The sequence below is a fragment of the Acinetobacter sp. YH12200 genome (genome assembly GCF_013418175.1).
Taxonomy (GTDB): domain Bacteria; phylum Pseudomonadota; class Gammaproteobacteria; order Pseudomonadales; family Moraxellaceae; genus Acinetobacter; species Acinetobacter pseudolwoffii.
The window spans coordinates 145,683-166,497 of record NZ_VPCO01000001.1 but is presented as its reverse complement, the minus strand read 5'-3'; the positions used below and the strand labels follow the sequence as shown (position 1 = coordinate 166,497).

Annotated in this window: 20 protein-coding genes, 3 tRNA genes and 1 other RNA gene; 12 read left to right on the top strand and 12 right to left on the bottom strand. The window is 44.2% G+C overall.

Features of this window, described 5'->3' with window-relative positions:
• Positions 1-135: 135 nt before the first annotated feature.
• Entirely contained in the window at positions 136-360 is a 225-nt protein-coding gene (locus FTU90_RS00840) for a hypothetical protein (RefSeq protein WP_005169862.1), read from the bottom strand.
• A 101-nt stretch (positions 361-461) separates the two neighbouring features.
• On the bottom strand, positions 462-950 hold the full coding sequence (locus tag FTU90_RS00835) for a hypothetical protein (RefSeq protein ID WP_005097720.1): 489 nt from the start codon (positions 948-950) through the stop codon (positions 462-464).
• Positions 951-1,258: 308 nt separating this feature from the next.
• Here FTU90_RS00835 and carA point away from each other — a divergent pair, with 308 nt between their 5' ends.
• The 3 genes from carA to greA all read left to right on the top strand — a co-directional run bounded on the left by carA (position 1,259) and on the right by greA (position 6,211).
• Positions 1,259-2,398 (top strand): glutamine-hydrolyzing carbamoyl-phosphate synthase small subunit, encoded by a 1,140-nt coding sequence (gene carA, locus FTU90_RS00830; RefSeq protein ID WP_005097721.1) that lies wholly within the window; start codon positions 1,259-1,261, stop codon positions 2,396-2,398.
• Positions 2,399-2,411: 13 nt separating this feature from the next.
• A complete protein-coding gene (gene carB, locus FTU90_RS00825) occupies positions 2,412-5,642 on the top strand; it encodes a carbamoyl-phosphate synthase large subunit (RefSeq protein WP_005097722.1) in 3,231 nt (1,076 codons plus the stop codon).
• A gap of 92 nt (positions 5,643-5,734) precedes the next feature.
• A complete protein-coding gene (gene greA, locus FTU90_RS00820) occupies positions 5,735-6,211 on the top strand; it encodes a transcription elongation factor GreA (protein WP_005097724.1) in 477 nt (158 codons plus the stop codon).
• A 49-nt stretch (positions 6,212-6,260) separates the two neighbouring features.
• On the opposite strand, the gene FTU90_RS00815 is transcribed toward greA, so the two are convergent.
• Positions 6,261-6,881: an FMN-binding negative transcriptional regulator gene (locus FTU90_RS00815; RefSeq protein ID WP_180071805.1), complete on the bottom strand. Its 621-nt coding sequence runs from the start codon at positions 6,879-6,881 to the stop codon at positions 6,261-6,263.
• 104 nt (positions 6,882-6,985) lie between these two features.
• Between FTU90_RS00815 and FTU90_RS00810 the strand changes: the two genes are divergently transcribed.
• A complete protein-coding gene (locus tag FTU90_RS00810) occupies positions 6,986-7,612 on the top strand; it encodes a CatB-related O-acetyltransferase (RefSeq protein WP_100357866.1) in 627 nt (208 codons plus the stop codon).
• Here the strand turns inward: FTU90_RS00810 and FTU90_RS00805 are convergent.
• The 5 genes from FTU90_RS00805 to coaD form a co-directional block, all read right to left on the bottom strand.
• On the bottom strand, positions 7,596-8,384 hold the full coding sequence (locus tag FTU90_RS00805) for a hypothetical protein (RefSeq protein ID WP_257222377.1): 789 nt from the start codon (positions 8,382-8,384) through the stop codon (positions 7,596-7,598). The two genes, FTU90_RS00810 and FTU90_RS00805, sit on opposite strands and share 17 nt — an antisense overlap.
• Positions 8,385-8,440: 56 nt before the next feature.
• A tRNA-Met gene (locus FTU90_RS00800) sits at positions 8,441-8,517 on the bottom strand.
• A gap of 72 nt (positions 8,518-8,589) precedes the next feature.
• Positions 8,590-8,967, bottom strand: an RNA gene (gene rnpB / locus FTU90_RS00795) — RNase P RNA component class A.
• A gap of 26 nt (positions 8,968-8,993) precedes the next feature.
• Complete coding sequence (locus tag FTU90_RS00790) at positions 8,994-9,257, bottom strand: YfhL family 4Fe-4S dicluster ferredoxin (protein ID WP_005097729.1); 264 nt, start codon at positions 9,255-9,257, stop codon at positions 8,994-8,996.
• Position 9,258: 1 nt separating this feature from the next.
• On the bottom strand, positions 9,259-9,750 hold the full coding sequence (gene coaD, locus FTU90_RS00785) for a pantetheine-phosphate adenylyltransferase (RefSeq protein WP_004280585.1): 492 nt from the start codon (positions 9,748-9,750) through the stop codon (positions 9,259-9,261).
• A 139-nt stretch (positions 9,751-9,889) separates the two neighbouring features.
• Between coaD and smpB the strand changes: the two genes are divergently transcribed.
• Positions 9,890-10,369 (top strand): SsrA-binding protein SmpB, encoded by a 480-nt coding sequence (gene smpB / locus FTU90_RS00780; RefSeq protein ID WP_004280586.1) that lies wholly within the window; start codon positions 9,890-9,892, stop codon positions 10,367-10,369.
• 56 nt (positions 10,370-10,425) lie between these two features.
• Here smpB and FTU90_RS00775 read toward each other — a convergent pair whose 3' ends face one another.
• Genes FTU90_RS00775 through rluD form a run of 3 tightly spaced genes read right to left on the bottom strand, consistent with a single transcriptional unit; the run spans position 10,426 to position 12,857 of the window.
• Positions 10,426-10,986: a flavodoxin family protein gene (locus FTU90_RS00775; RefSeq protein WP_005097730.1), complete on the bottom strand. Its 561-nt coding sequence runs from the start codon at positions 10,984-10,986 to the stop codon at positions 10,426-10,428.
• A gap of 40 nt (positions 10,987-11,026) precedes the next feature.
• Positions 11,027-11,767 carry a peptidoglycan editing factor PgeF gene (gene pgeF / locus FTU90_RS00770; protein WP_005169848.1) on the bottom strand — a complete coding sequence of 247 codons (741 nt, stop codon included), beginning with the start codon at positions 11,765-11,767 and terminating at the stop codon, positions 11,027-11,029.
• A gap of 37 nt (positions 11,768-11,804) precedes the next feature.
• Positions 11,805-12,857 (bottom strand): 23S rRNA pseudouridine(1911/1915/1917) synthase RluD, encoded by a 1,053-nt coding sequence (gene rluD, locus FTU90_RS00765; protein WP_005169846.1) that lies wholly within the window; start codon positions 12,855-12,857, stop codon positions 11,805-11,807.
• A 71-nt stretch (positions 12,858-12,928) separates the two neighbouring features.
• Between rluD and FTU90_RS00760 the strand changes: the two genes are divergently transcribed.
• Together FTU90_RS00760 and FTU90_RS00755 are read left to right on the top strand one after the other, a co-directional pair.
• On the top strand, positions 12,929-13,921 hold the full coding sequence (locus FTU90_RS00760; RefSeq protein ID WP_180071804.1) for an outer membrane protein assembly factor BamD: 993 nt from the start codon (positions 12,929-12,931) through the stop codon (positions 13,919-13,921).
• A gap of 193 nt (positions 13,922-14,114) precedes the next feature.
• A complete protein-coding gene (locus FTU90_RS00755) occupies positions 14,115-16,028 on the top strand; it encodes a DNA primase (RefSeq protein ID WP_005097734.1) in 1,914 nt (637 codons plus the stop codon).
• Between the two features lie 81 nt (positions 16,029-16,109).
• Here the strand turns inward: FTU90_RS00755 and hemA are convergent, their stop codons facing one another.
• Complete coding sequence (gene hemA / locus FTU90_RS00750; protein ID WP_159138246.1) at positions 16,110-17,393, bottom strand: glutamyl-tRNA reductase; 1,284 nt, start codon at positions 17,391-17,393, stop codon at positions 16,110-16,112.
• Positions 17,394-17,471: 78 nt separating this feature from the next.
• Between hemA and FTU90_RS00745 the strand changes: the two genes are divergently transcribed.
• The 5 genes from FTU90_RS00745 to FTU90_RS00725 all read left to right on the top strand — a co-directional run bounded on the left by FTU90_RS00745 (position 17,472) and on the right by FTU90_RS00725 (position 20,796).
• A complete protein-coding gene (locus tag FTU90_RS00745; protein WP_034608942.1) occupies positions 17,472-19,184 on the top strand; it encodes a tetratricopeptide repeat protein in 1,713 nt (570 codons plus the stop codon).
• A gap of 7 nt (positions 19,185-19,191) precedes the next feature.
• The gene (gene lolB, locus FTU90_RS00740) at positions 19,192-19,770 is read left to right on the top strand and encodes a lipoprotein insertase outer membrane protein LolB (RefSeq protein ID WP_005097737.1); all 579 of its coding nucleotides are present in this window, start codon (positions 19,192-19,194) and stop codon (positions 19,768-19,770) included.
• 21 nt (positions 19,771-19,791) lie between these two features.
• On the top strand, positions 19,792-20,619 hold the full coding sequence (ispE, locus tag FTU90_RS00735; protein ID WP_035337985.1) for a 4-(cytidine 5'-diphospho)-2-C-methyl-D-erythritol kinase: 828 nt from the start codon (positions 19,792-19,794) through the stop codon (positions 20,617-20,619).
• Positions 20,620-20,621: 2 nt separating this feature from the next.
• Positions 20,622-20,696 (top strand) — tRNA-Gln (locus FTU90_RS00730).
• A 25-nt stretch (positions 20,697-20,721) separates the two neighbouring features.
• A tRNA-Gln gene (locus FTU90_RS00725) sits at positions 20,722-20,796 on the top strand.
• Positions 20,797-20,815 lie beyond the last annotated feature (19 nt).

The following is a 20,815-nucleotide window of genomic DNA, read 5'->3' as shown; positions in this document are numbered from 1 at the left end:
CTCTGTCTGAATCTGTAATAGGCTGATAAAACGTGAGACTTGAAGTCTCACGTTTTTGTTTGTCTCTAAACAAAGTAGTTAGCTGTGTATGGTTATTTTGCATTTTCTTGTTTTTGAACATCTTAGAGTAGCATTTTAATGAGGTAACTGATGCTGGCTCCGAATGGCTTTCACTGCAGCATAAAGAATAAAAGTAAAAGTGAGTACCATGAGCAGAACAGTCCCCAAAACCAGCCCCAGTACGCCCAAACATAACACAATCACACCCAGATAAAGTATGCGCCCCAAGCCGCTTTCCAGATTAAGCAGCATAATCAATATCAATAAAACAAGCACACCTACCAAATAATGCCGTGGCATCGTAACCCCTTCTGATTATTATTGTGAGTCCGTTTTGCTACATAAAGACAAAGGAGAACATGTGATTGTTCTCCTTTTAAAGAGCAGCCTTTCAACGCAGCTTAACTTTTCAGCTCAGGCTTTTTGTCTGAACTTTCTGCTTTCACTACCGGCTTGACTTTTTTCAGCACTTCAATGGTGCTGTCTTTAGAACGTTTTAAGGTATCGGTCAAATGCTCTTTATGTTTGGTCGAAATCTGACTGACATCCTCTTTCAGTTCCTTGCCCAGACTGGACAAGTCTTCGATCACTGCATTGAATTCTGTTTTGATAAAGCTCTTCAATTCAGTTAATTCTTTTTGTGAACCGAAGATCTGCTCCTTTAAAGTGTCAATTCGCTGCAACACCTCCTGCTTAAATTGGCGCAATTGTTCCTGTACGGTATCGGTCAATTGCTTGGCTTCAACTTCAAGCTTTTCTTTACTTTCTTCGATGCTTTCAAGTGCTTGATCTTTCGCCTCTACTGCTACTTTTTCAAGCTTCTCGGCAGTTTCTGCCACGACGCTCGGGCTGGCTTTTTGGGATTGGGTAGATTTTGATGCTGTAGTCATTTGTCTTGTTCCTATTGTTATATTGACTGAGCTATATTAGTAGACTTGATAAAATTTAAGATTTGATTTGTCTGACAATTATTAATTGCTTACATTTTTTCATCCTGTTTACAAAACAGACTTCCACTCAAAAAGCAAGGCATTTATCTTATACTTTCGCTGCAAAGCCATTGGACTTCAAGCATCATTCTGCGTATAATGCCGTGTTAAGTTCAAGCGAGCAGACATAGGAGGGTAGGTTTAAAAATTAGCCTTCCTTTTTTTTCGTCTTCTCGCTTTTTTACAGCCTAAATTTCAGGAGCTTTGGTTTGAGCACCCCAGCAATTTTAGCCCTTGCCGACGGAACTATCTTTAAAGGTACTTCGATTGGCGCATCGGGTAGTACGACTGGTGAAGTCGTTTTCAACACTGCCATGACTGGCTATCAAGAAATTTTGACTGACCCGAGTTATGCACAGCAACTTGTGACACTGACTTACCCGCATATCGGTAACACAGGCTGCAATGAAGAAGACGCTGAATCAGGTCGTATTCATAAAGTTTGGGCCAACGGATTGATCATTCGTGACCTGCCTTTATTGCACAGTAACTTCCGTTCAACCCAATCATTAGCTGAATATTTGGTACAACACAATGTTGTGGCAATTGCGGATATCGACACGCGTAAATTGACACGTATCCTACGTGACAAAGGTGCACAAAATGGCTGTATCCTTGCTGGCGAAAATATCACTGAAGCAGAAGCGCTTGAAAAAGCACGTGCCTTTAGCGGTTTAAACGGTTTAGACCTGGCAAAAGAATGTTGCGATCCTGAGGGCTTTGAGTGGACTGAAGGCTCTTGGGCATTAGGCAAAGGTTTCTCTCAACCTGAACTTAAATTCCATGTTGTTGCATACGATTACGGTGTCAAAACCAACATCTTACGTATGCTCGCAGACCGCGGTTGTAAACTGACTGTGGTGCCTGCGCAAACTCCTGCTGCTGACGTACTTGCTCTGAATCCAGATGGCGTGTTCCTGTCGAACGGCCCTGGCGATCCAGCTGCATGTGACTACGCAATTGAAGCTGTAAAAACAATTGTAGAAACCACTGAAATTCCAGTATTTGGTATCTGTCTGGGTCACCAGATTCTTGCACTTGCAAGTGGCGCCAAAACACTAAAAATGCCTCACGGTCACCACGGTGCCAACCATCCTGTGCAAAACCTTGAAAATGGTACAGTGATGATTACTTCTCAAAACCACGGCTTCGCAGTTGATGAAAGCAACCTGCCGGATGTATTGCGTGTAACGCATCGCTCACTGTTTGATGGTACTAACCAAGGTATTCATCGCACAGACAAGCCTGCGTTCAGCTTCCAGGGTCACCCTGAAGCAAGCCCTGGTCCACATGACTGCGCACCATTGTTCGATCATTTCATCGAACTTATCGAAGCATCTAAGAAGTAATTAAGGAAGCATCATGGCTAAACGTACTGACATTAAAAGCATCTTAATTATTGGTGCGGGTCCGATTGTCATCGGTCAGGCATGTGAGTTTGACTACTCAGGTGCTCAAGCATGTAAAGCCCTTCGTGAAGAGGGCTACCGCGTTATTTTGGTCAACTCGAATCCGGCGACCATCATGACCGACCCTGCAATGGCAGACGCAACGTATATCGAACCGATTACCTGGCAAACTGTTGCACAAATTATTGAGAAAGAACGCCCAGACGCAGTTCTTCCCACCATGGGCGGTCAAACTGCATTGAACTGTGCCCTTGCCCTTGATGAGCACGGCATTCTAGAAAAATACAATGTTGAATTGATCGGCGCGACCAAAGAAGCGATTGAAAAAGCTGAAGACCGCAAACTCTTCGATCAGGCAATGCGTAAAATTGGTCTTGAATGTCCAAAAGCAGATATTGCCGAGTCAATGGAAGAAGCTTTAACTATTCAAGCACGCTTCGGCTTCCCTGTGATTATCCGTCCATCATTCACGATGGGTGGTTCAGGCGGCGGTATTGCATATAACCGTGAAGAGTTCATTGAAATCTGTGAACGCGGTTTCGATCTTTCTCCGACCAAACAGTTATTGATTGATGAATCTTTAATTGGCTGGAAAGAATACGAGATGGAAGTTGTTCGTGACAAAAACGACAACTGTATCATCGTCTGTACCATTGAAAACTTTGACCCAATGGGCGTGCACACGGGTGACTCAATCACAGTTGCTCCTGCACAAACATTGACAGACAAAGAATTCCAATTGCTTCGTAACGCATCTTTAGCAGTTTTACGTGAAATTGGCGTAGAAACAGGCGGTTCAAACGTTCAGTTCGGTATCAACCCTAAAGACGGTCGTATCGTTGTGATCGAGATGAACCCACGGGTTTCTCGTTCTTCTGCCCTTGCATCTAAAGCAACGGGTTTCCCGATTGCGAAAATCGCGGCGAAACTGGCTGTAGGTTATACCCTTGATGAGTTGAAAAATGACATCACGGGCGGTACAACTCCTGCTTCATTCGAACCTGCGATTGACTACGTTGTAACGAAAATTCCTCGCTTCAACTTCGAGAAATTCCCGCAAGCAGATGCAACTTTGACGACTCAGATGAAATCTGTCGGTGAAGTCATGGCCATTGGCCGTAACTTCCAGGAGTCTATGCAAAAAGCGCTTCGTGGTCTTGAAGTTGGTGCTTCTGGCTTCGATGAAAAAATCGAAATCGGTGCTGAAGGTGCGAAAGATAAAATTCTTCAAGAACTTAAAGTGCCAGGTCCTGAGCGCATCTGGTTCATTGGTGATGCATTCCGTCACGGCTTTACACTTGATGAAGTATTTGCTGCAACCAATATCGACCCTTGGTTCCTGATTCAAATCGAAGACATCATTAAAACTGAAGAACAGATTAAATCTTTAGGTTTTGGTGATTTGAACGCGGACAACATCCGCAGCTTCAAACGTAAAGGTTTATCGGATCTTCGTATTGCAGACTTGATGGGCATTTCACAAAAACAATTCCGTAAACACCGTTGGAACCTGGGCGTAACCCCTGTTTACAAACGTGTCGATACATGTGCTGCAGAATTCGAATCTGATACAGCATACATGTACTCAACTTACGATGAAGAATGTGAAGCAAATCCATCAACGCGTGACAAGATCATGGTGATTGGTGGCGGACCTAACCGTATTGGTCAAGGTATCGAGTTCGATTACTGCTGTGTACACGCAGCGCTTGCAATGCGTGAAGATGGTTATGAAACCATCATGGTCAACTGTAATCCTGAAACGGTTTCTACAGATTACGACACATCAGATCGTTTGTACTTCGAACCAATCACATTGGAAGATGTACTTGAAATCGTACGTATCGAGAAGCCTAAAGGCATTATCGTGCAGTACGGTGGTCAAACACCTTTGAAATTGGCTCGTGCTTTGGAAGAAGCCGGTGCGCCAATTATCGGTACATCTCCAGACGCGATTGACCGTGCAGAAGACCGTGAACGCTTCCAGCAAATGATTCAGCGTCTGCAACTTCGTCAACCGAACAACAGCATTGTAAAATCTGCTGAAGAAGGTATGGCTGAAGCAGCGAAAGTTGGCTATCCACTCGTTGTACGTCCATCATACGTTCTTGGCGGTCGTGCCATGGAAATCGTGTATAACGATGACGAATTGAAACGCTACTTACGTGATGCAGTTCAAGCATCAAACGAAGCACCGGTTCTTCTTGACCGCTTCCTTGATGACGCGATCGAAGTTGACGTGGACTGCGTATCTGACGGCAAAGACGTTGTAATTGGCGGTATCATGCAGCACATTGAACAAGCGGGTATCCACTCTGGTGACTCAGCATGTTCGATTCCTCCTTACTCGCTTTCTCAAGAAGTACAGGACGAAATGCGCCGTCAAACTGTTGCAATGGCAAAAGAACTGGGTGTAATCGGTTTGATGAACGTTCAGTTTGCAGTAAAAGGCACTGACGTTTACATTCTGGAAGTGAACCCACGTGCATCACGTACTGTACCGTTCGTTTCTAAATGTATCGGTGAGTCTTTAGCAAAAGTTGCTGCACGTTGTATGGCAGGTCAATCTCTAGAATCTCAAGGATTCACTAAAGAGATTATTCCTCAGCACTTCTCTGTAAAAGAAGCGGTGTTCCCATTCAACAAATTCCCGGGTGTTGACCCAATCCTTGGCCCTGAGATGAAATCGACTGGCGAAGTCATGGGTGTTGGTAAATCATTTGGTGAAGCGTTCTATAAAGCTGTATTAGGCTCGAACGATCGCTTACCAGGTAAACCAACTGAAGGCGAAGTAAAACATGCATTCCTGTCTGTTCGTGATTCAGATAAGCCGCATGTCGCGCGTATCGCTCAGCAACTGGTAGACTATGGCTTCAAGTTGCTTGCAACGGGTGGCACATACAGCGTGATTACTGAAGCGGGTATTGCATGTGAACGTGTGAATAAAGTAACCGAAGGCCGTCCTAATATCGTGGACCGCTTGAAAAATGGCGAAATTCACCTCATTATCAATACATCTGAAGGTAAACAGGCTCAGCAGGATTCGTTCTCGATCCGTCGCTCTGCGCTACAAGGTAAAGTGTATTACACGACCACCTTGAACGGTGCTGATGCTGTATGCCAAGCTTTAGCAATCAAATTGCCAATGGATGTATATCGCTTGCAAGACCTAACTAAAGGTTAATTAAGTTTCCAAGAAGTCCCGCTACCTTCTTGGTGGCGGGCTTTTTTTTATTTATAGATTTTATATCTTTCAACTGACTTTTGAGGGACAACATGCAACGTTATCCTATGACTCCTGAAGGCAAAATTGCCTTAGAGAAAGAATTACATCAACTGAAAACCGTTGACCGTCCTCGTATCACGGCTTCGATTGCGGAAGCACGTGAACACGGCGACTTAAAAGAAAATGCAGAATATCACGCAGCGCGTGAACAGCAAGGCTTCTGTGAAGGCCGTATCCAGGACATCGAAGGGAAACTGGGCGCTTGCCAGGTCATTGATGTGAAAGAACTTGAGCAATCAGGTCGTGTGGTTTTTGGTGTGACAGTGACAATTGAAAATCTGGATACTGAAGAGCAAAAAACTTACAAGATTGTAGGCGATGACGAAGCAGACTTTAAGATCAACAAGATCTCTGTGAACTCACCAATTGCACGTGGTCTTTTGGGTAAAAACGAAGGCGATGATGTGAAAATTACGACACCAAATGGTGAAGTTGAATACGAAATTGTGAAAGTTGAATATATCTAAGCTTTAGATATTTACAACAATTAAAGCCCCTCAATTGAGGGGTTTTTTATTATCTTTTTAATTGACCCATGGTCTTTGCCATATTCACTTTCCCTGATTCTTGAAGCTTTGTAATTACATTACGAAAATCTTTTTCTTCTCTATTCTGACTCAATTTTGATTTAGCAATTATTTTTTCAATTTTAATTTCAAATGCAACCAAGTGATTGAGCATTTCCATCAAATAATCTTTTGGAGCATCTGACATTTTCCAAGCATTTTCCCCATTAGTGATACTTTCATACTGTTTAGTAAGTTGACCTAATACAGCAAGCTTAGTTTTCTGATCTTGAAAAAATTTAATCTCTCCATTTATGTGCACGACTTGATAATTCCAAGTAGGTACTTTTTTATGATCTTCAAATTTCGTTGGATAATAGTTTGGTGAGATATAAACATTCTCAGCTTTAAAAATGTATAGAACCTGATTATTAACAATTGAATTTTTAAAAAGTGTGTTTTCCAATGAAATATGACCTCTCAGTGTTTTTTCATCGATTAATAGTAGAGGAATATGTTCAGCAATTAACCCAGTTTGAGTCTGAGCTATCAAAGATGCTAGAGGATATTCATTAATTATTCTTGTTATTTCTTCAAGTCTATCTTCTCTAAATTCTGTTTCAACAAACATAGCTTTTCCATTCTTATAATGCACAATTAATATAAAGGTTTTCATTCAGGATGTAAGTTTTTAATTGGTATATAATGATCAAAATCTTCTCCTTTTATTTCATCATGTCTCAAAAGCTGATTAACTCCCCTGTCAAACACTGGTGTGAGTTCGAATTCATCTCAAAAACGGTGAAGAATCCAAATATTCATATTAAGGGAAACTATTCTTACTATTCTGCTTATTGGGATCAGGGTTTTGAGCGTTGCGTGGTGCGTTATCTACATGACAAGCCCTCTACCCCAGATAAACCCATTGATCAGCTCTATATCGGCAATTTTGTCTGTTTTGGCGCAGAATGCGTGATTATGATGGGTGGTAATCAATTACACCGTACCGACTGGATTTCAGCCTTTCCCTTCGATACACGCAGTTTTGTGCCTGCTGGCGATACATTCATTGGCGATGGTTGCTGGATTGGCTCACGTGCCATGATTATGCAAGGTGTAACGCTTGGCGAAGGTGCTGTGGTGGCAACAGGTGCCGTGGTCACCAAAGACGTTCCATCATACGCAGTGGTCGGTGGCGTGCCTGCCAAAATTATTAAATATCGTTTTCCTAAAGCAGATATAGAAAAACTGCTTTCTCTTAAGCTCTATGACTTAGATGAAAAGCAGTTTTTAAAAATGCGTGAGCAGTTGCAAACGGATGATGTTAGATCACTGCTACATGCCTTTACTGCGCTTGAATAAAAGGGATTAACGCCAAACTCCGCTGTTTATATTCGTCGATTTTATTATTCTTAAGCCAGTTTATATTCAAATAACTTAAACGCCATTCATAATAAGCCAATCCTACATCTCTATAGCTGATCTTAAGTACGGTCTCCTTCTGATCATCACAATAATTATTCTTTTTATCTTTCATATCTTTGTAGCAGGAAAGTCGATTCTGGTATTCGTAAAAAGGTAAATGCTCGAAGACCAGTTTTGTCTTTCCTTTTGGAAGTAATTGAATAAACTGTGCATTCTGTTCACCTGCATCATTTGAAACCCAGCCATGAATTAAGGCAATAGCATAACTATGCCGATTGAGTGGGTATAAGGCAGGATATATAAATTCTATACCACTCTTATCCTCTTTAAGCGCATAAACCTGTTGATACGTGGTTAGATCCCAATAATCAATGATTTGATATTTTCCAAGATTTTTTGAAAGCTGAATAATTTGTAAATTTTCATCAATTAAATAATATTTTTCAGCTTCAGCAATTTTAACTACCCAAAGTTTTGCATCACGCTCATCACAACTAAATTTTACTTTTTGACAAATTGATCTTATTTCTGCTTTGGAAATATTTTTTTCTTTAAAAGGAAATGACTTAATTGAATCTGCAGCAAAAACAGGCAAAGCCATAAATAAAATTAAAGTTGATAGTATTAAATTTTTAATCATCATACATATTCTTGTTATTTGTTTTATTTTAACTATTGTAGTGCTTTTCAGATTTTCCACCAACATCATCACCAAATATCAGACATAAAAAAACCCACTCAATCGGAGTGGGTTTTTTCAGAATATGGTGGCTATGACGAGACTTGAACTTGTGACCCCCGCATTATGAGTGCGGTGCTCTAACCAACTGAGCTACATAGCCTTAAACTGTGCGCGCATTATGAGATTTTCTTTAAAGAGCGTCAACCCCATAATGCACTGTTTGATCAAAATTTGTTGAAGTGAGCCGATAAGCCGGGTTCTGTCGTGAACGATCATTCCTCTAGGCGCACAATCACTCATGCGCTCAAGCGACCTACCCGAATCCAGCATGGGCCATGCCTAATGGATTCCTATTTGGTCTTGCTTCCGGTGGGGTTTACCTCGCCATGAACTGTTACCAGCCATGCGGTGCGCTCTTACCGCACCCTTTCACCCTTACCTCCGATTCCGATTGCTCGAAAACATAATGAAGGCGGTCTTCTCTCTGCTGCACTTGCCGTCGGTTTGCACCGCCCAGGCGTTACCTGGCACCTTGCCCTATGAAGCCCGGACTTTCCTCCCCTGCTTCAATCACGGAGATCTCCACAGCAGCGATCGTCTGGCTCACTTCGAGCGGCATAGTACCAAATATCGAGACTAATTGCTTGATGTTTTTTGAGCAGTCAGTTTTTCATACTTGGCTTGCAGCTGCTCCTGCGTTTCCGCATGGTTCGGATCCAGTGGAATACAATCCACCGGACAGAACAGCTGACATTGCGGTTGATCATGATGTCCGACGCACTCTGTACATAAATCTGGATGAATCTCATAAATGAGTTCACCCATATAAATGGCCTCATTCGGGCATACAGGTTCACAGACATCACAATTAATACATTCATCGGTGATATATAAAGACACGCTACCAACCTTGTTGAAGTTTACGCTCGAAGGCAGCAACCACGTTTGGTGGTACAAACTTGGTCACATCACCTCTTAATCGAGCAATTTCACGCACCAAAGTGGATGAAATAAAAGAATATTGCTCTGAAGGAGTTAAAAATACCGCTTCAAAGTGGGAGTCAAGCTGACGGTTCATATTGGCCAGCTGAAATTCATACTCAAAATCGGACACTGCACGCAAACCACGCAGTACAGCCGTCGCTTTTTGTTCACGAAAGAAATTGACCAGCAAACCATCAAAACCTACAAATTCAACATTGTCCAAATGACTCAATGACTCTTTTGCCAGGGCAACACGCTCTTCCAGACTAAATACCGGATTTTTATGATGACCGATGGCAATCGCCACAACGACCTCATCAAACATTCGCGCTGCGCGGGTTACCAAATCAATATGTCCATTGGTAATTGGATCAAAAGTCCCCGGATAAATCACACGAGTTTTAGACATCCATTTGTACTCTGTTTGTTATGTAGAATCTTATTTTAGCAAAAACTTGTTTTTTTGGTGAATAATCCTCATTAATTTAAAAAACTTCACCTTATTTCTAGTTGCGGTACAATAGCAGCACGTTTGGAAGTATCAGATTATGGCGAAAGCATCTATTGTAGTAAAAAAAAATAATGGCGGTACCATTGCACTGAATAAACGTGCCCGCCACGATTATTTTATTGAAGAGAAATTTGAAGCGGGGCTGTCATTAAAGGGCTGGGAAGTCAAATCAATGCGTGCCGGTCGTATGACCATTGTAGAAAGCTATATTACCTTTAAAAATGGTGAAGCTTTCCTGTTTGGTGCGCAAGTTCAGCCTTTGCTGAGTGCTTCAACACACGTGGTGCCTGAAGCGACCCGTACCCGAAAACTGTTGTTGAATCGCCGTGAAATTGAAAAGCTGATGGGCGCGATTAACCAGAAAGGTTATTCCTGCGTGCCACTGGCCTGTTACTGGAAAGGCCCACATGCCAAGCTGGAAATTGCACTGGTCAAAGGTAAGCAGCTCCATGACAAACGTGCCACTGAAAAAGACCGTGACTGGCAACGTGATAAAGCGCGAATTTTCCATAAATAATGGATCAATACCTGAATATAAAAACCTCCAGCATGTGGAGGTTTTTTTATCACTGACTAAGCTGGATGATTTAAGCGCGCCAGTGTCAAAGCAATATATTCGCCAAACCAGAGCGCGGTTTTTAAATCCCCTTCAGGTGGGGTGACTTCTACCGGTGCATTGTCCGACTGGGTCATCAACCCCAAAAAGCTCGACATACGATTCAGATCAGTCACGGCACGACCTGTCGGCATCAAGGGCAAACCGCTCCACAACATACCATGCTGCATCGCAAACAGGTTGATTTGCTGCAACACTGCCAGTTTGTCGCCACTAAGTCCGCCACCATTGGTAAAAGCTGCTGCCAGTTTGCCCTGCCAGCTACGCGCCAGCCAGCGCTTGGATGACTGCTCCATAAACAGCTTCATGGCAGAGGTCAGGCTTCCCATATAGGTCGGACAACCAAAGACAATCGCATCTGCGGCATCTAGCACATCCCAATCAATATGTTCGACATTCATCATATGCACCTGAACACCGGTTTCCCGTGCACCATCGGCAATAAAATTTGCCACTTTAGCCGTGTGTCCATAAGGACTGTGATAAACAATCGCAACAGATTTGGAAGATAGGGACATAATGCTCAAAAGCCAAAAAATTCAGTTAAGTTTAACATTTTCATGCCATAAACACGAATGTCGCCATACGACCCGTTTTAGGCTCACGGCGATAAGAAAAATATTCATCCGCCTGACGATAAGAACACTGATCCCCGCCCAATACGGTATGTATCCCATGTTGTCGCAAGATATAACGCGCAATCGCATACAGGTCGGCATAATATTTACCCGCCTGCTCGCCCACCTGAAATGCACTGTCCAGTTCAGGATATTTACTGCAAAAAGCCACTTTCACCTCAGTGCCAATTTCAAAACAGGGCTGACTGATCGCCGCACCAAGCCAGGCCCAGGTCGGCGGAGTCTGCATGGCCGCAATGGTATTTTCGATAATACCACCGGCCAGACCACGCCAACCAGCATGCAAATTGGCAACTTCCGTACCATCGGCATTACCTAACACCACCGGCAAACAGTCTGCGGTCATCATCATCAGGGCATGCGCTTTGCGCTGCGTCACCAGACCATCGCCGACCAATGCCTCAAAGGGTATCTGTTCATTAATGCTATGACAGATGGTGCTATGCGTCTGGGTCATCCAGGTAATTTTATCTACGCCAAAGGCAGCGAAATCTTGCAGTAAAGCCATACGATGCTGTTGTACCCGCTGCGCATCATCCTGCACATGCAAGGCCAAATTAAAACCTGCAAGCTCAGGCTGCATGGATGGCTGTACTTTCGCATGATGAACGCGGGTCTGACCCACATACACACCTTGTGGAAGTCCTGGTACAAATTGCATCTCGATTCCTTGCTTTGACGCGAGCTAAATAAAAAAATTAATAGGCTTTGTTTTCGGTGCGCAGCACTTCAATCAGATTGGCAAAATCTTCCGGCCACGGCGCTTCAAAGGTCATTTCTTCTTTGCTACGCGGATGGGTCAGACCGAGTTTTGCTGCATGCAAGGCCTGACGTTTAAAGCCACGTAAAGTATCATCTAATAATTGTGATGCACCTGCCGGCATACGGACACGCGGCATATACACCTGATCACCAATCAGGCCAAAGCCGATATAGCTAAAATGCACACGAATCTGGTGGGTACGTCCGGTTTCAAGACGGGCTTGAACACGGGTGAAATGCTGGAAGCGCTCTTTGACGTTATAATGCGTTACTGCATCTTTACCGCCCGGAAGCACAGTCATTTTCACGCGATCCACCGGATGGCGTTTGATCGGTTCATCAATGGTACCGCCAGCAATAATATTGCCATATACCACCAGATCATACAGACGATACACTGATTTTTTCTCAAGCTGTTTGCTGAGAGAGAACTGTGATTCCAGATTTTTCGCGACGACCAACAAACCACTGGTGTCTTTATCAATACGGTGTACCAGACCGGCACGTGCCAGTTCAGCCGATTTTGGATAATGATGTAACAAAGCATTCACCAAAGTACCCGATGTATTGCCTGCGCCCGGATGCACAACCATGCCGACAGCTTTGTTAATGACGATAATGTCATCATCTTCATAGATGATGTCCAGTGGAATATCTTCCGGCAGGTTTCGCGTTTGCGCTTCAAGCTCGACATTTAAGGTCAGGATTTCAAAACCATCACTTTTAAATTTCGGCTTGACCGGTTGACCATTCACCAATAAATTGCCATCTTTGATCCATTGCTTTAATTTTTCTCGGGAAAAATCGCTCCAGACCATCGCGGCAATCTGGTCGATCCGTTGCCCGATATAAGTTTCATCCAGTTGAAATTGCAACGATAAACGTGTTGCAGTTGCTTCTGAAGTATGGTTATCTGCATCCTCAGAATCTTCAAGTAAATTGAAATCAGTATCAGGGATATTAGAATTGGAAGATTGTGCTTGACTCATTTGCTCATTCAGACAAAAGTGGTTTAATAGTGCAATTGTAGCTCATTGCCCGTATTAACAGAGGAATTTTTATGTCGCTACCACATTATAAAATGACAATGCTTGCCCTCACGATTGGCATTGCATCGGCAATGGTAGGCTGTAGCAGTAATCCAAAAAAAGAAGTCGTGGATAAAGGTCCGGAATCTAGCGAACAGGTTTATATTCAAAAAGCACAGAAAGCGCTAGATCGTAATCAATATACCGATGCAGCAAAACAGTTAGAGGCGCTGGAAACTTATTTCCCGACCAGTCAGTATGCCCCTCAGGCGCAGCTTGAACTGTTGTATGTAAAATTCCAGCAAAAAGATTATGAAGGTGCGGTTGCACTGGCAGAGCGTTTTATCCGTCTGAACCCGCAACATCCAAATGTCGATTATGCTTACTATGTACGCGGTGTCGCCAATATGGAACAGAACTATAACGGCCTGCTGCGTTATACCTCACTGAAACAATCGCATCGTGATGTCAGCTACCTGAAAGTAGCTTACCAGAATTTTGTTGATTTCATTCGCCGCTATCCGTCGAGTACCTATGCAGTCGATGCCGCACAGCGTATGCAGTTTATCGGTCAGGAACTGGCTGAGCATGAAATGAATGCAGCACGTTTTAACATCAAGCGTAAGGCGTATCTGGCAGCAGTTGAACGTGGCTTATGGGTAATTGAACATTATCCACAAACTCCGCAGATTCCAGAAGCACTCGCAACAGTTGCTTATGGCTATGATCAGCTAGGTGATAAAGCGACTTCTCAGCAATATGTGGATGTTTTAAAGCTGAATTATCCGAATCTGGTGAAATCAGATGGTACGGTGAATCTGCGTGCAGCGCGGAGCGAAAGCAGTTTCTTTAACCGCGCGACACTGGGTATTTTTGGTAAAGAAGCCAAGACTGTAACTGACAACAATGCAGAGTCGGATGCGCCAGAAACTGAAAAGCGCAGCCTGACCAATCGTGTATCTTTTGGTTTGCTTGATCGTCCTAAAAATACCGAAGCAGAGCAACCTGAACCGACTGCCGAATAAGCCGACTGTCGCAGGTGCATTTTCTTTAAGGGCAAGGTATCATACTTGCCCTTTTGCTTTGTCCCGGCCAGGCTTGAACAAATCGTGCAAAAGGTATACAAAGGAAGTTAAAAAGAATTGACCTGAATCAGTTGAATCCTATTGATTCAATCACTTAAACCTTAGATACGCAGCACGAGAAGCTCAGCAGATTATGGCAATTCCTCAACATACGATTGATCAGATTCTCGATCGCACCGATATTGTCGATGTGATTGGTCAATTCGTGAAACTGAAAAAAACTGGCCGTACCTATTCGGGCTGCTGTCCTTTCCATCAGGAAAAATCGCCCTCTTTTCACGTCTATCGTGACAAACAATATTTTCACTGTTTTGGCTGTCAGGCCAATGGCAACGCCATCCGTTTTTTAATGGACATTGGTAGCCGTAATTTCGTCGAAGTGATGAAAGACCTGTCCAGTCAGACCGGCATTGAACTGCCAAAAGACAATACTGATTCCAATAAATTAAAATACAAACGGGAAGCCGCCAAACCGAAAATAGTCGCTGCGACCAAAGTTGAGAATACGCAAGCTCCGCAACGCCCAGCACAAGAACATTCTGTGTCGGATGCTTCTTTTGATCCATTTGCAGAGTTTCAGGCCTCCGAACAGGATTTCTACGGCGACCCTTTTGCTGCTTTTGAGCACATGCCAATGGCCGAAGTTCAGCAAGACGGCAACTTATACGACCTGCTGGAAAATATTGCGCAGTTCTATGAACGCCAGTTACCCAACAGTTCCAGTGCACAGCAATATTTCAAGCAACGTGGCCTGACTGCAGAAACCATTGCCTATTGGCGCTTAGGTTATGCACCTGAAGACTGGCAACATCTGGAAAAAGCCTTTCCTCAGGATATCGAAGGCCTGAAACTACTGGGGCTAATTCGTACCAGCGACAGTGGCCGTGATTTCGACCTGCTGCGAGAGCGGGTAATTTTTCCGATCCGTGATACCAAGGGTCGTGTGGTCGGCTTTGGTGGCCGTGCGCTCAATGACGAGATCAAGCCCAAATACATCAACTCGCCAGACTCTGAAGTTTTCCATAAGAACCAGTTGCTTTATGGGCTGTATGAAGGCAGAAAGCAGAAAGCCCAGGAATGGCTGATGGTCGAAGGCTATATGGATGTGATTGCATTGCAGCAATACGGCATTCATGGCGCAGTCGCGACACTGGGAACTGCCAGTAATACCGACCATCTGAACATTCTGTTTAAGCAGAACAACCGGATTACCATTGCCTTTGATGGCGATGCTGCCGGTCAAAAAGCCGCACGCCGAACGCTGGACATTGCCCTGCCATTACTCAGTGATGGCCGTGAGCTGAAATTCTTTGTTTTGCCTGCTGACCATGACCCGGACTCCTTGATCCGCCGTGAAGGCATCGAAAACTTTAGACGCTTGCTGGATCAGGCGCCGCTGATGTCGGACTTCGTGTTTGCCCATCTGACCCAAAATCAGGACATCACTACCCCTGAAGGTAAAAGTCAGGTCATGGGTGAACTGAAAAATCTGACCGAATTATTGCCTAAACATGGCTCATTCCGCTATTTGCTGCAGCAATTTTTCCGCGAGAAACTGGGCTTTAACCGTAAATGGCAACCCAAGGTCAATACCGATGCATCCTTAAGTTTTAGCACCAAAATTGATGCTGAAGAATATGTGATTGCAATTTTGATGAATCATCCCTATTTGTATATTCATTTTGAACCACTGCGTGCGCTGGTATCTGAAGATCAGCTGCTGTTTAAAATCCTAAATATTCTGAATGTGATTTTTGATGACCTGCCGGATGATCCTGAACTCTCGATCTATTATGTTTTAGGTGCCTGTGCAGTACATCATCATGAATTACAGCATATTCTACAACATGCCAATGTGAGCGATTATACCTCTTCGCCTGAACAGGCCGACAAACTGGCGGCAGACTTCTCGACCAAGCTGCAATATCAGTGTCTGAAAAACAAGATAAAATCGAAAAAATTTAGCAGCATTGCAGAAATGAAGAATCTGAAAATGCAGATTTACGAAATTGATAAAAAACGCTCCATGACCTTATTGGACGATTAACAGTTTTAAATCGCTTCAAATAAAAATAAGGCGTTTATCTCTAAACGCCGTTCTTCAAAATAGCTATTGTTAAAGAGCTCGCTAATGTTTGGTCTTGCGGCGTGTATCAACTACCTCTTGCAAGGTATCGCGCATCATTTCAAAACAGCTTGGATCTTCCGCCTTGGCCGCCTCACGCAGCACAATAGAAGTCGGATGTAAGAGTTTCTGTGTCAGGCGGTGCGAAAACTCAGCCATAACCATTTCTGCTTTTTCACCCTGGGCAATACGTTGCAGCGCCAATGCCAGTTCTTCCTGCCGCAACTCTTCACCATGGTCACGATAAGCATGAATGGTGGCCCCGGCCTGCTTGACCTTTTGCTGGGTCATCAGTTCTGTTGCGAGCTGATTCACCATAACTTCGGCTTCAACCGCAGCCTGACGACGATGCGCCAGATTTTCCTCAATCACACTTTGCAGATCATCGACGCCATACAGATATACCCCATCAAGTTTTTCAACTTTAGGATCGATATCACGTGGCACGGCCAGATCGACTAACAACATTTGCTGATAACGGCGTTTTTTCAGTGCCGCTTTGATATCTGCAAAATGAATCACCTGATGCAGACTGCCGGTACAACTGGAAATCACATCGGCGCGATGCAGATTATTTGCCAGCTGGTCAAAGTCAATAATTTCTACTTCCACCCGATGCGCAATTTCCTGCGCCAGAATGTCGGCACGTTCGCGGGTACGGTTACAGATAATAATCTTGCCCACACCCATTTCTGCGAGATGCTTGGCGACCAGACTGTTCATCTCCCCGGCTGCTACCACCATAATGGTGAGCTTGTCTGGATGACTAAATACCTGTAGGGCCAACTGTGCAACCGCATAGCCCATCGATACCGCATGACTGCCGACAGCAGTCTCGGAACGAACCCGTTTGGCCGCATAAAAGGCATATTCAAAAATTCGGTTTAAACTGCGTGACACCGTCTGGGAGTCTTTGGCAAGAGAAAGTGCATTTTTGACTTGTCCCAGAATCTGCGGTTCACCCAGCATCAGTGAATCCAGACCACTGGCGACACGCATCAAGTGCGTCACGGCTTGGGCATTTTCATAACGATAGACATGATTTTGCAGTTGTTTGACATCCACCCCATTTTTTTGGGCGAGCCAGTTCAGCACCATGTCGACATTGTCAGACATCGCGTAAACTTCGGTTCGGTTACATGTAGACACCACCACCATGTCGTTTAATTCAGGGTGTTGGCTTTGCTCGGCAAGAATGGCACTTAACTTTTCAGGGTTAAACGCAACTTGTTCCCGCAGTTCTACAGAGGCAGTTTGATGGTTGACACCCAATGCAAAGAAAGACATATCAGGTCATCATTTCAATAAATTTATGCTATTGTGCAATATCGGTGTCATAAAAAGCATTACTTGGATCAAGAAAAATTGCGTCAAACAATCAGCCGTATCAACGGCCCTACAATTAAGCAATATTCTACCACATTCCTACTGGTGGGTAGCATGGCTTCAACTGCTCATCTTTATGCAGCGGAAGCAGTTTACCATGCAAATCAAAATTATGATGCCATAAAACAAAGTATGATGGCCGAGTTTGCCATTGCCGCACATGACATTCCGACTGCTTTGCACAACTATACAGTTCTGGCAATCAAGAGCAACTCCACCACGGTCAAGCAGCGTGCACTGAATGTTGCATTGGAACATGATGATTTACAGGCAGCCCTCGATATCTCGACCCACTGGGTGGTACAGGAGCCGCAGGATGTCCCCGCCTTATTTTATTTATCCCATATTGCCCTGAAAGCGCATGAGTATGAGCTGGCGGCAGAGACCTTAGAGAAAATCCTGCAAATTGATGACAGTGCCGATCTGGAAGAAATTCTCGCTGGGATTTCACCTGAAGGCACAGAAGACCGCAGCTATCTGATTCAGGCTTTAAGCACCACCAAAGCCAGAGACAATCCGTCTATTCTGGTGCTGGTGGCCGGTCTGGAAGCACAAAATGGTCAGCTGGAACAGGCTTTAAATACCATTAACCGTGCTCTAAAAAAACGTCCGAATGCGACTGGTTATATCCTGATGAAAGCCAATCTGCTGAATGCTCTTGGCGATCCAGAAGAAACCCTACAATGGTATGAAAAATCCAGCCGTAAACACCGTAACAATCTGGATGTGCGTCTGGCCGAAGTCAAATATCTGGTCAAGCTCAATGAATCGACTTTAGCGCTAAAAAAACTGCAGGATATTCTAAAAAAATGGCCAACGGCTGAAGAAGCCTTGTTTATTGCCGGACTGACCAGTATTGACTTGGAAGAATACGAGAAGGCCGAAAAACATCTGGTCGAACTGCGTTATTCTGCACAGTATCAAAATGAAGCCTATTATTATCTGGCAGTGAATGCTGAACGCAAACAGCATTATGAAACCGCCAAAGCCTATTATCGTCTGGTCGATGGCAGTCTGTACACCGTCTCGCGTCGTAACATGATCTCGATTTTTGCCCAGCAGGATAAGCTGCATGATGCGCTGCGTTTCTTGACTCAGGAACGGGTGAATTATCCGCAACATGCCAGCTTTTTATATCTGGCCCAGGCAGATATTTTAACGCGTATGCAGAATAAAAAAGCCGCGATCCGCCTGCTAGAAGAAGCCAGCAAAAACCTGCCGGATGATCCGGAACTGGTTTATGCACAAGTGCTATTGCTAGATCCACATCAGGATCGCAACAAGCTGGATGAATTGCTGGCAAATTTACTCAAGATTGAACCGAATAGTCCGACCTATCTGAATGCCTATGCCTATACCCTGGCAATGCAGAACCGGCGTCTGGAAGAAGCGCGCCGCTATGTCGAACAGGCACTGGAATATGCACCGGAACAGGCTTCCATTCTGGATACTTATGGTTATATCTGTTATTTACAGAATGACTTTGCCACGGCTGCAGATGTCTTATACAAAGCATATCAACTCAATCCAAGCGTGAAGATTGGGGTACGTTATGCGCGTTCGTTGTACATGAATGGTGATATACAACACTTCCATCAAGTGTTACAACAATTACAACAAAACCATCCAAATGACCCCGAATTAAAACAACTTAATTCGCTATTGTTAGCACCACAAAACCAAACGAGTTAATTCTTTTATGCGCAATTTAAGCCAATTGGGCTGCTGTGCCTTTGCAGCAACTGCTTTATTCTTAACTGGCTGTCAGCAGATGATCAATCCGCAAACGCCAGTGACACCTTCTGTACAGGCAGATAATCAATTCCAGCTGCAAGGTAAAATTGGTGTGCGCACACCGCAACAGACCGGCAGTGCATTCTTTACCTGGGTACAACAGCAAGAAGAATTTGATATTGAGCTGAGTGGCATTTTAGGTGTGGGCAAAACCCAGATTTCCGGCACGCCCGGCCAAGTCACATTAAACAGTGCTAAAACGGGTGTGATTCAGGCGGCCAGTGCCGAAGAATTACTGCAACGCGCCACAGGCTGGCAAGCACCGATCAGCTATTTAGTGGACTGGGTACAGGCCCGCCCTGCGACAACGACTGCCAAATTGCAAAAAGATGATACACAGCGGATTAGCCAGATTATTGAACAGGGCTGGACGGTCGATCTCAATTACAATGCGCAGGCCAAAATGCCAAACCGCTTGATTTTAAAGCAGTCACTTGAAAATGGTGCGGAAAACCGTATTACAATGATCATTGAAAACCGTTAATTGACCTGATGTTAGCCCATGATGATTCGTGTTCCCTCGCCTGCTAAACTGAATTTGTTTTTACATATTACCGGTCGCCGTGAAAATGGCTATCACGAGCTGCAAAGCATTTTTCAGCTGATTGATCTGTATGACTGGCTGGAGTTTGAACAAACAGATAATCAACACATCCAGATTGAAGGGCTGGCCTCAGTCGATCTGGAACAAAATTTAATCTATCGTGCGGTACAACTGTTGAAGCCCTATGCTCAAACACTGACCGGGCTAAAGATTCGTCTGGAAAAAAATATCCCGATGGGTGCTGGACTCGGTGGCGGTTCGTCGAATGCAGCCACCACCCTGATTGTGCTGAACCAGCTCTGGCAGTGCGGTTTAAATATCGAGCAACTGGCAGATCTCGGAGTCAAGCTGGGTGCAGATGTACCGATATTTGTACATGGTCGAAATGCCTGGGCTGAAGGCATTGGCGAACACTTAACATTCATAGACTTAGATCAAAAACAATTCATTGTGTTAAAACCTGACTGTTTTATCAGCACTCAACTGCTTTTTTCGCAAAAAGCATTGACAAGAGACACGAAGAGCACTAAATTTTGCGCCTATCAGCAAACGCCATCTGATTTTGGAAATAACTTTGAGCCACTGGCTCGATCCTTATATCCTGAAGTCGATGAAGCGATGCAATATCTCGACCAGTTCGGTATTGCAAAACTTACAGGTACAGGTGCTTGTGTGTTTATTGAAGTCACTGAAAATCTGAATATCGAAGATATTCTTGCAAATGCACCATGTAAAGCTTACCTGGTCAACAGTTTACAAGAATCACCTTTAGTTCAGTTTAAAGTGTAGATAGGGGTATCGCCAAGTGGTAAGGCACCGGGTTTTGATCTCGGCATCCGTTGGTTCGAATCCAGCTACCCCTGCCATTTTCACCTGTAGATGTACTGTATTAGGGGTATCGCCAAGTGGTAAGGCACCGGGTTTTGATCTCGGCATCCGTTGGTTCGAATCCAGCTACCCCTGCCATCTTACAGTTCATCAAATT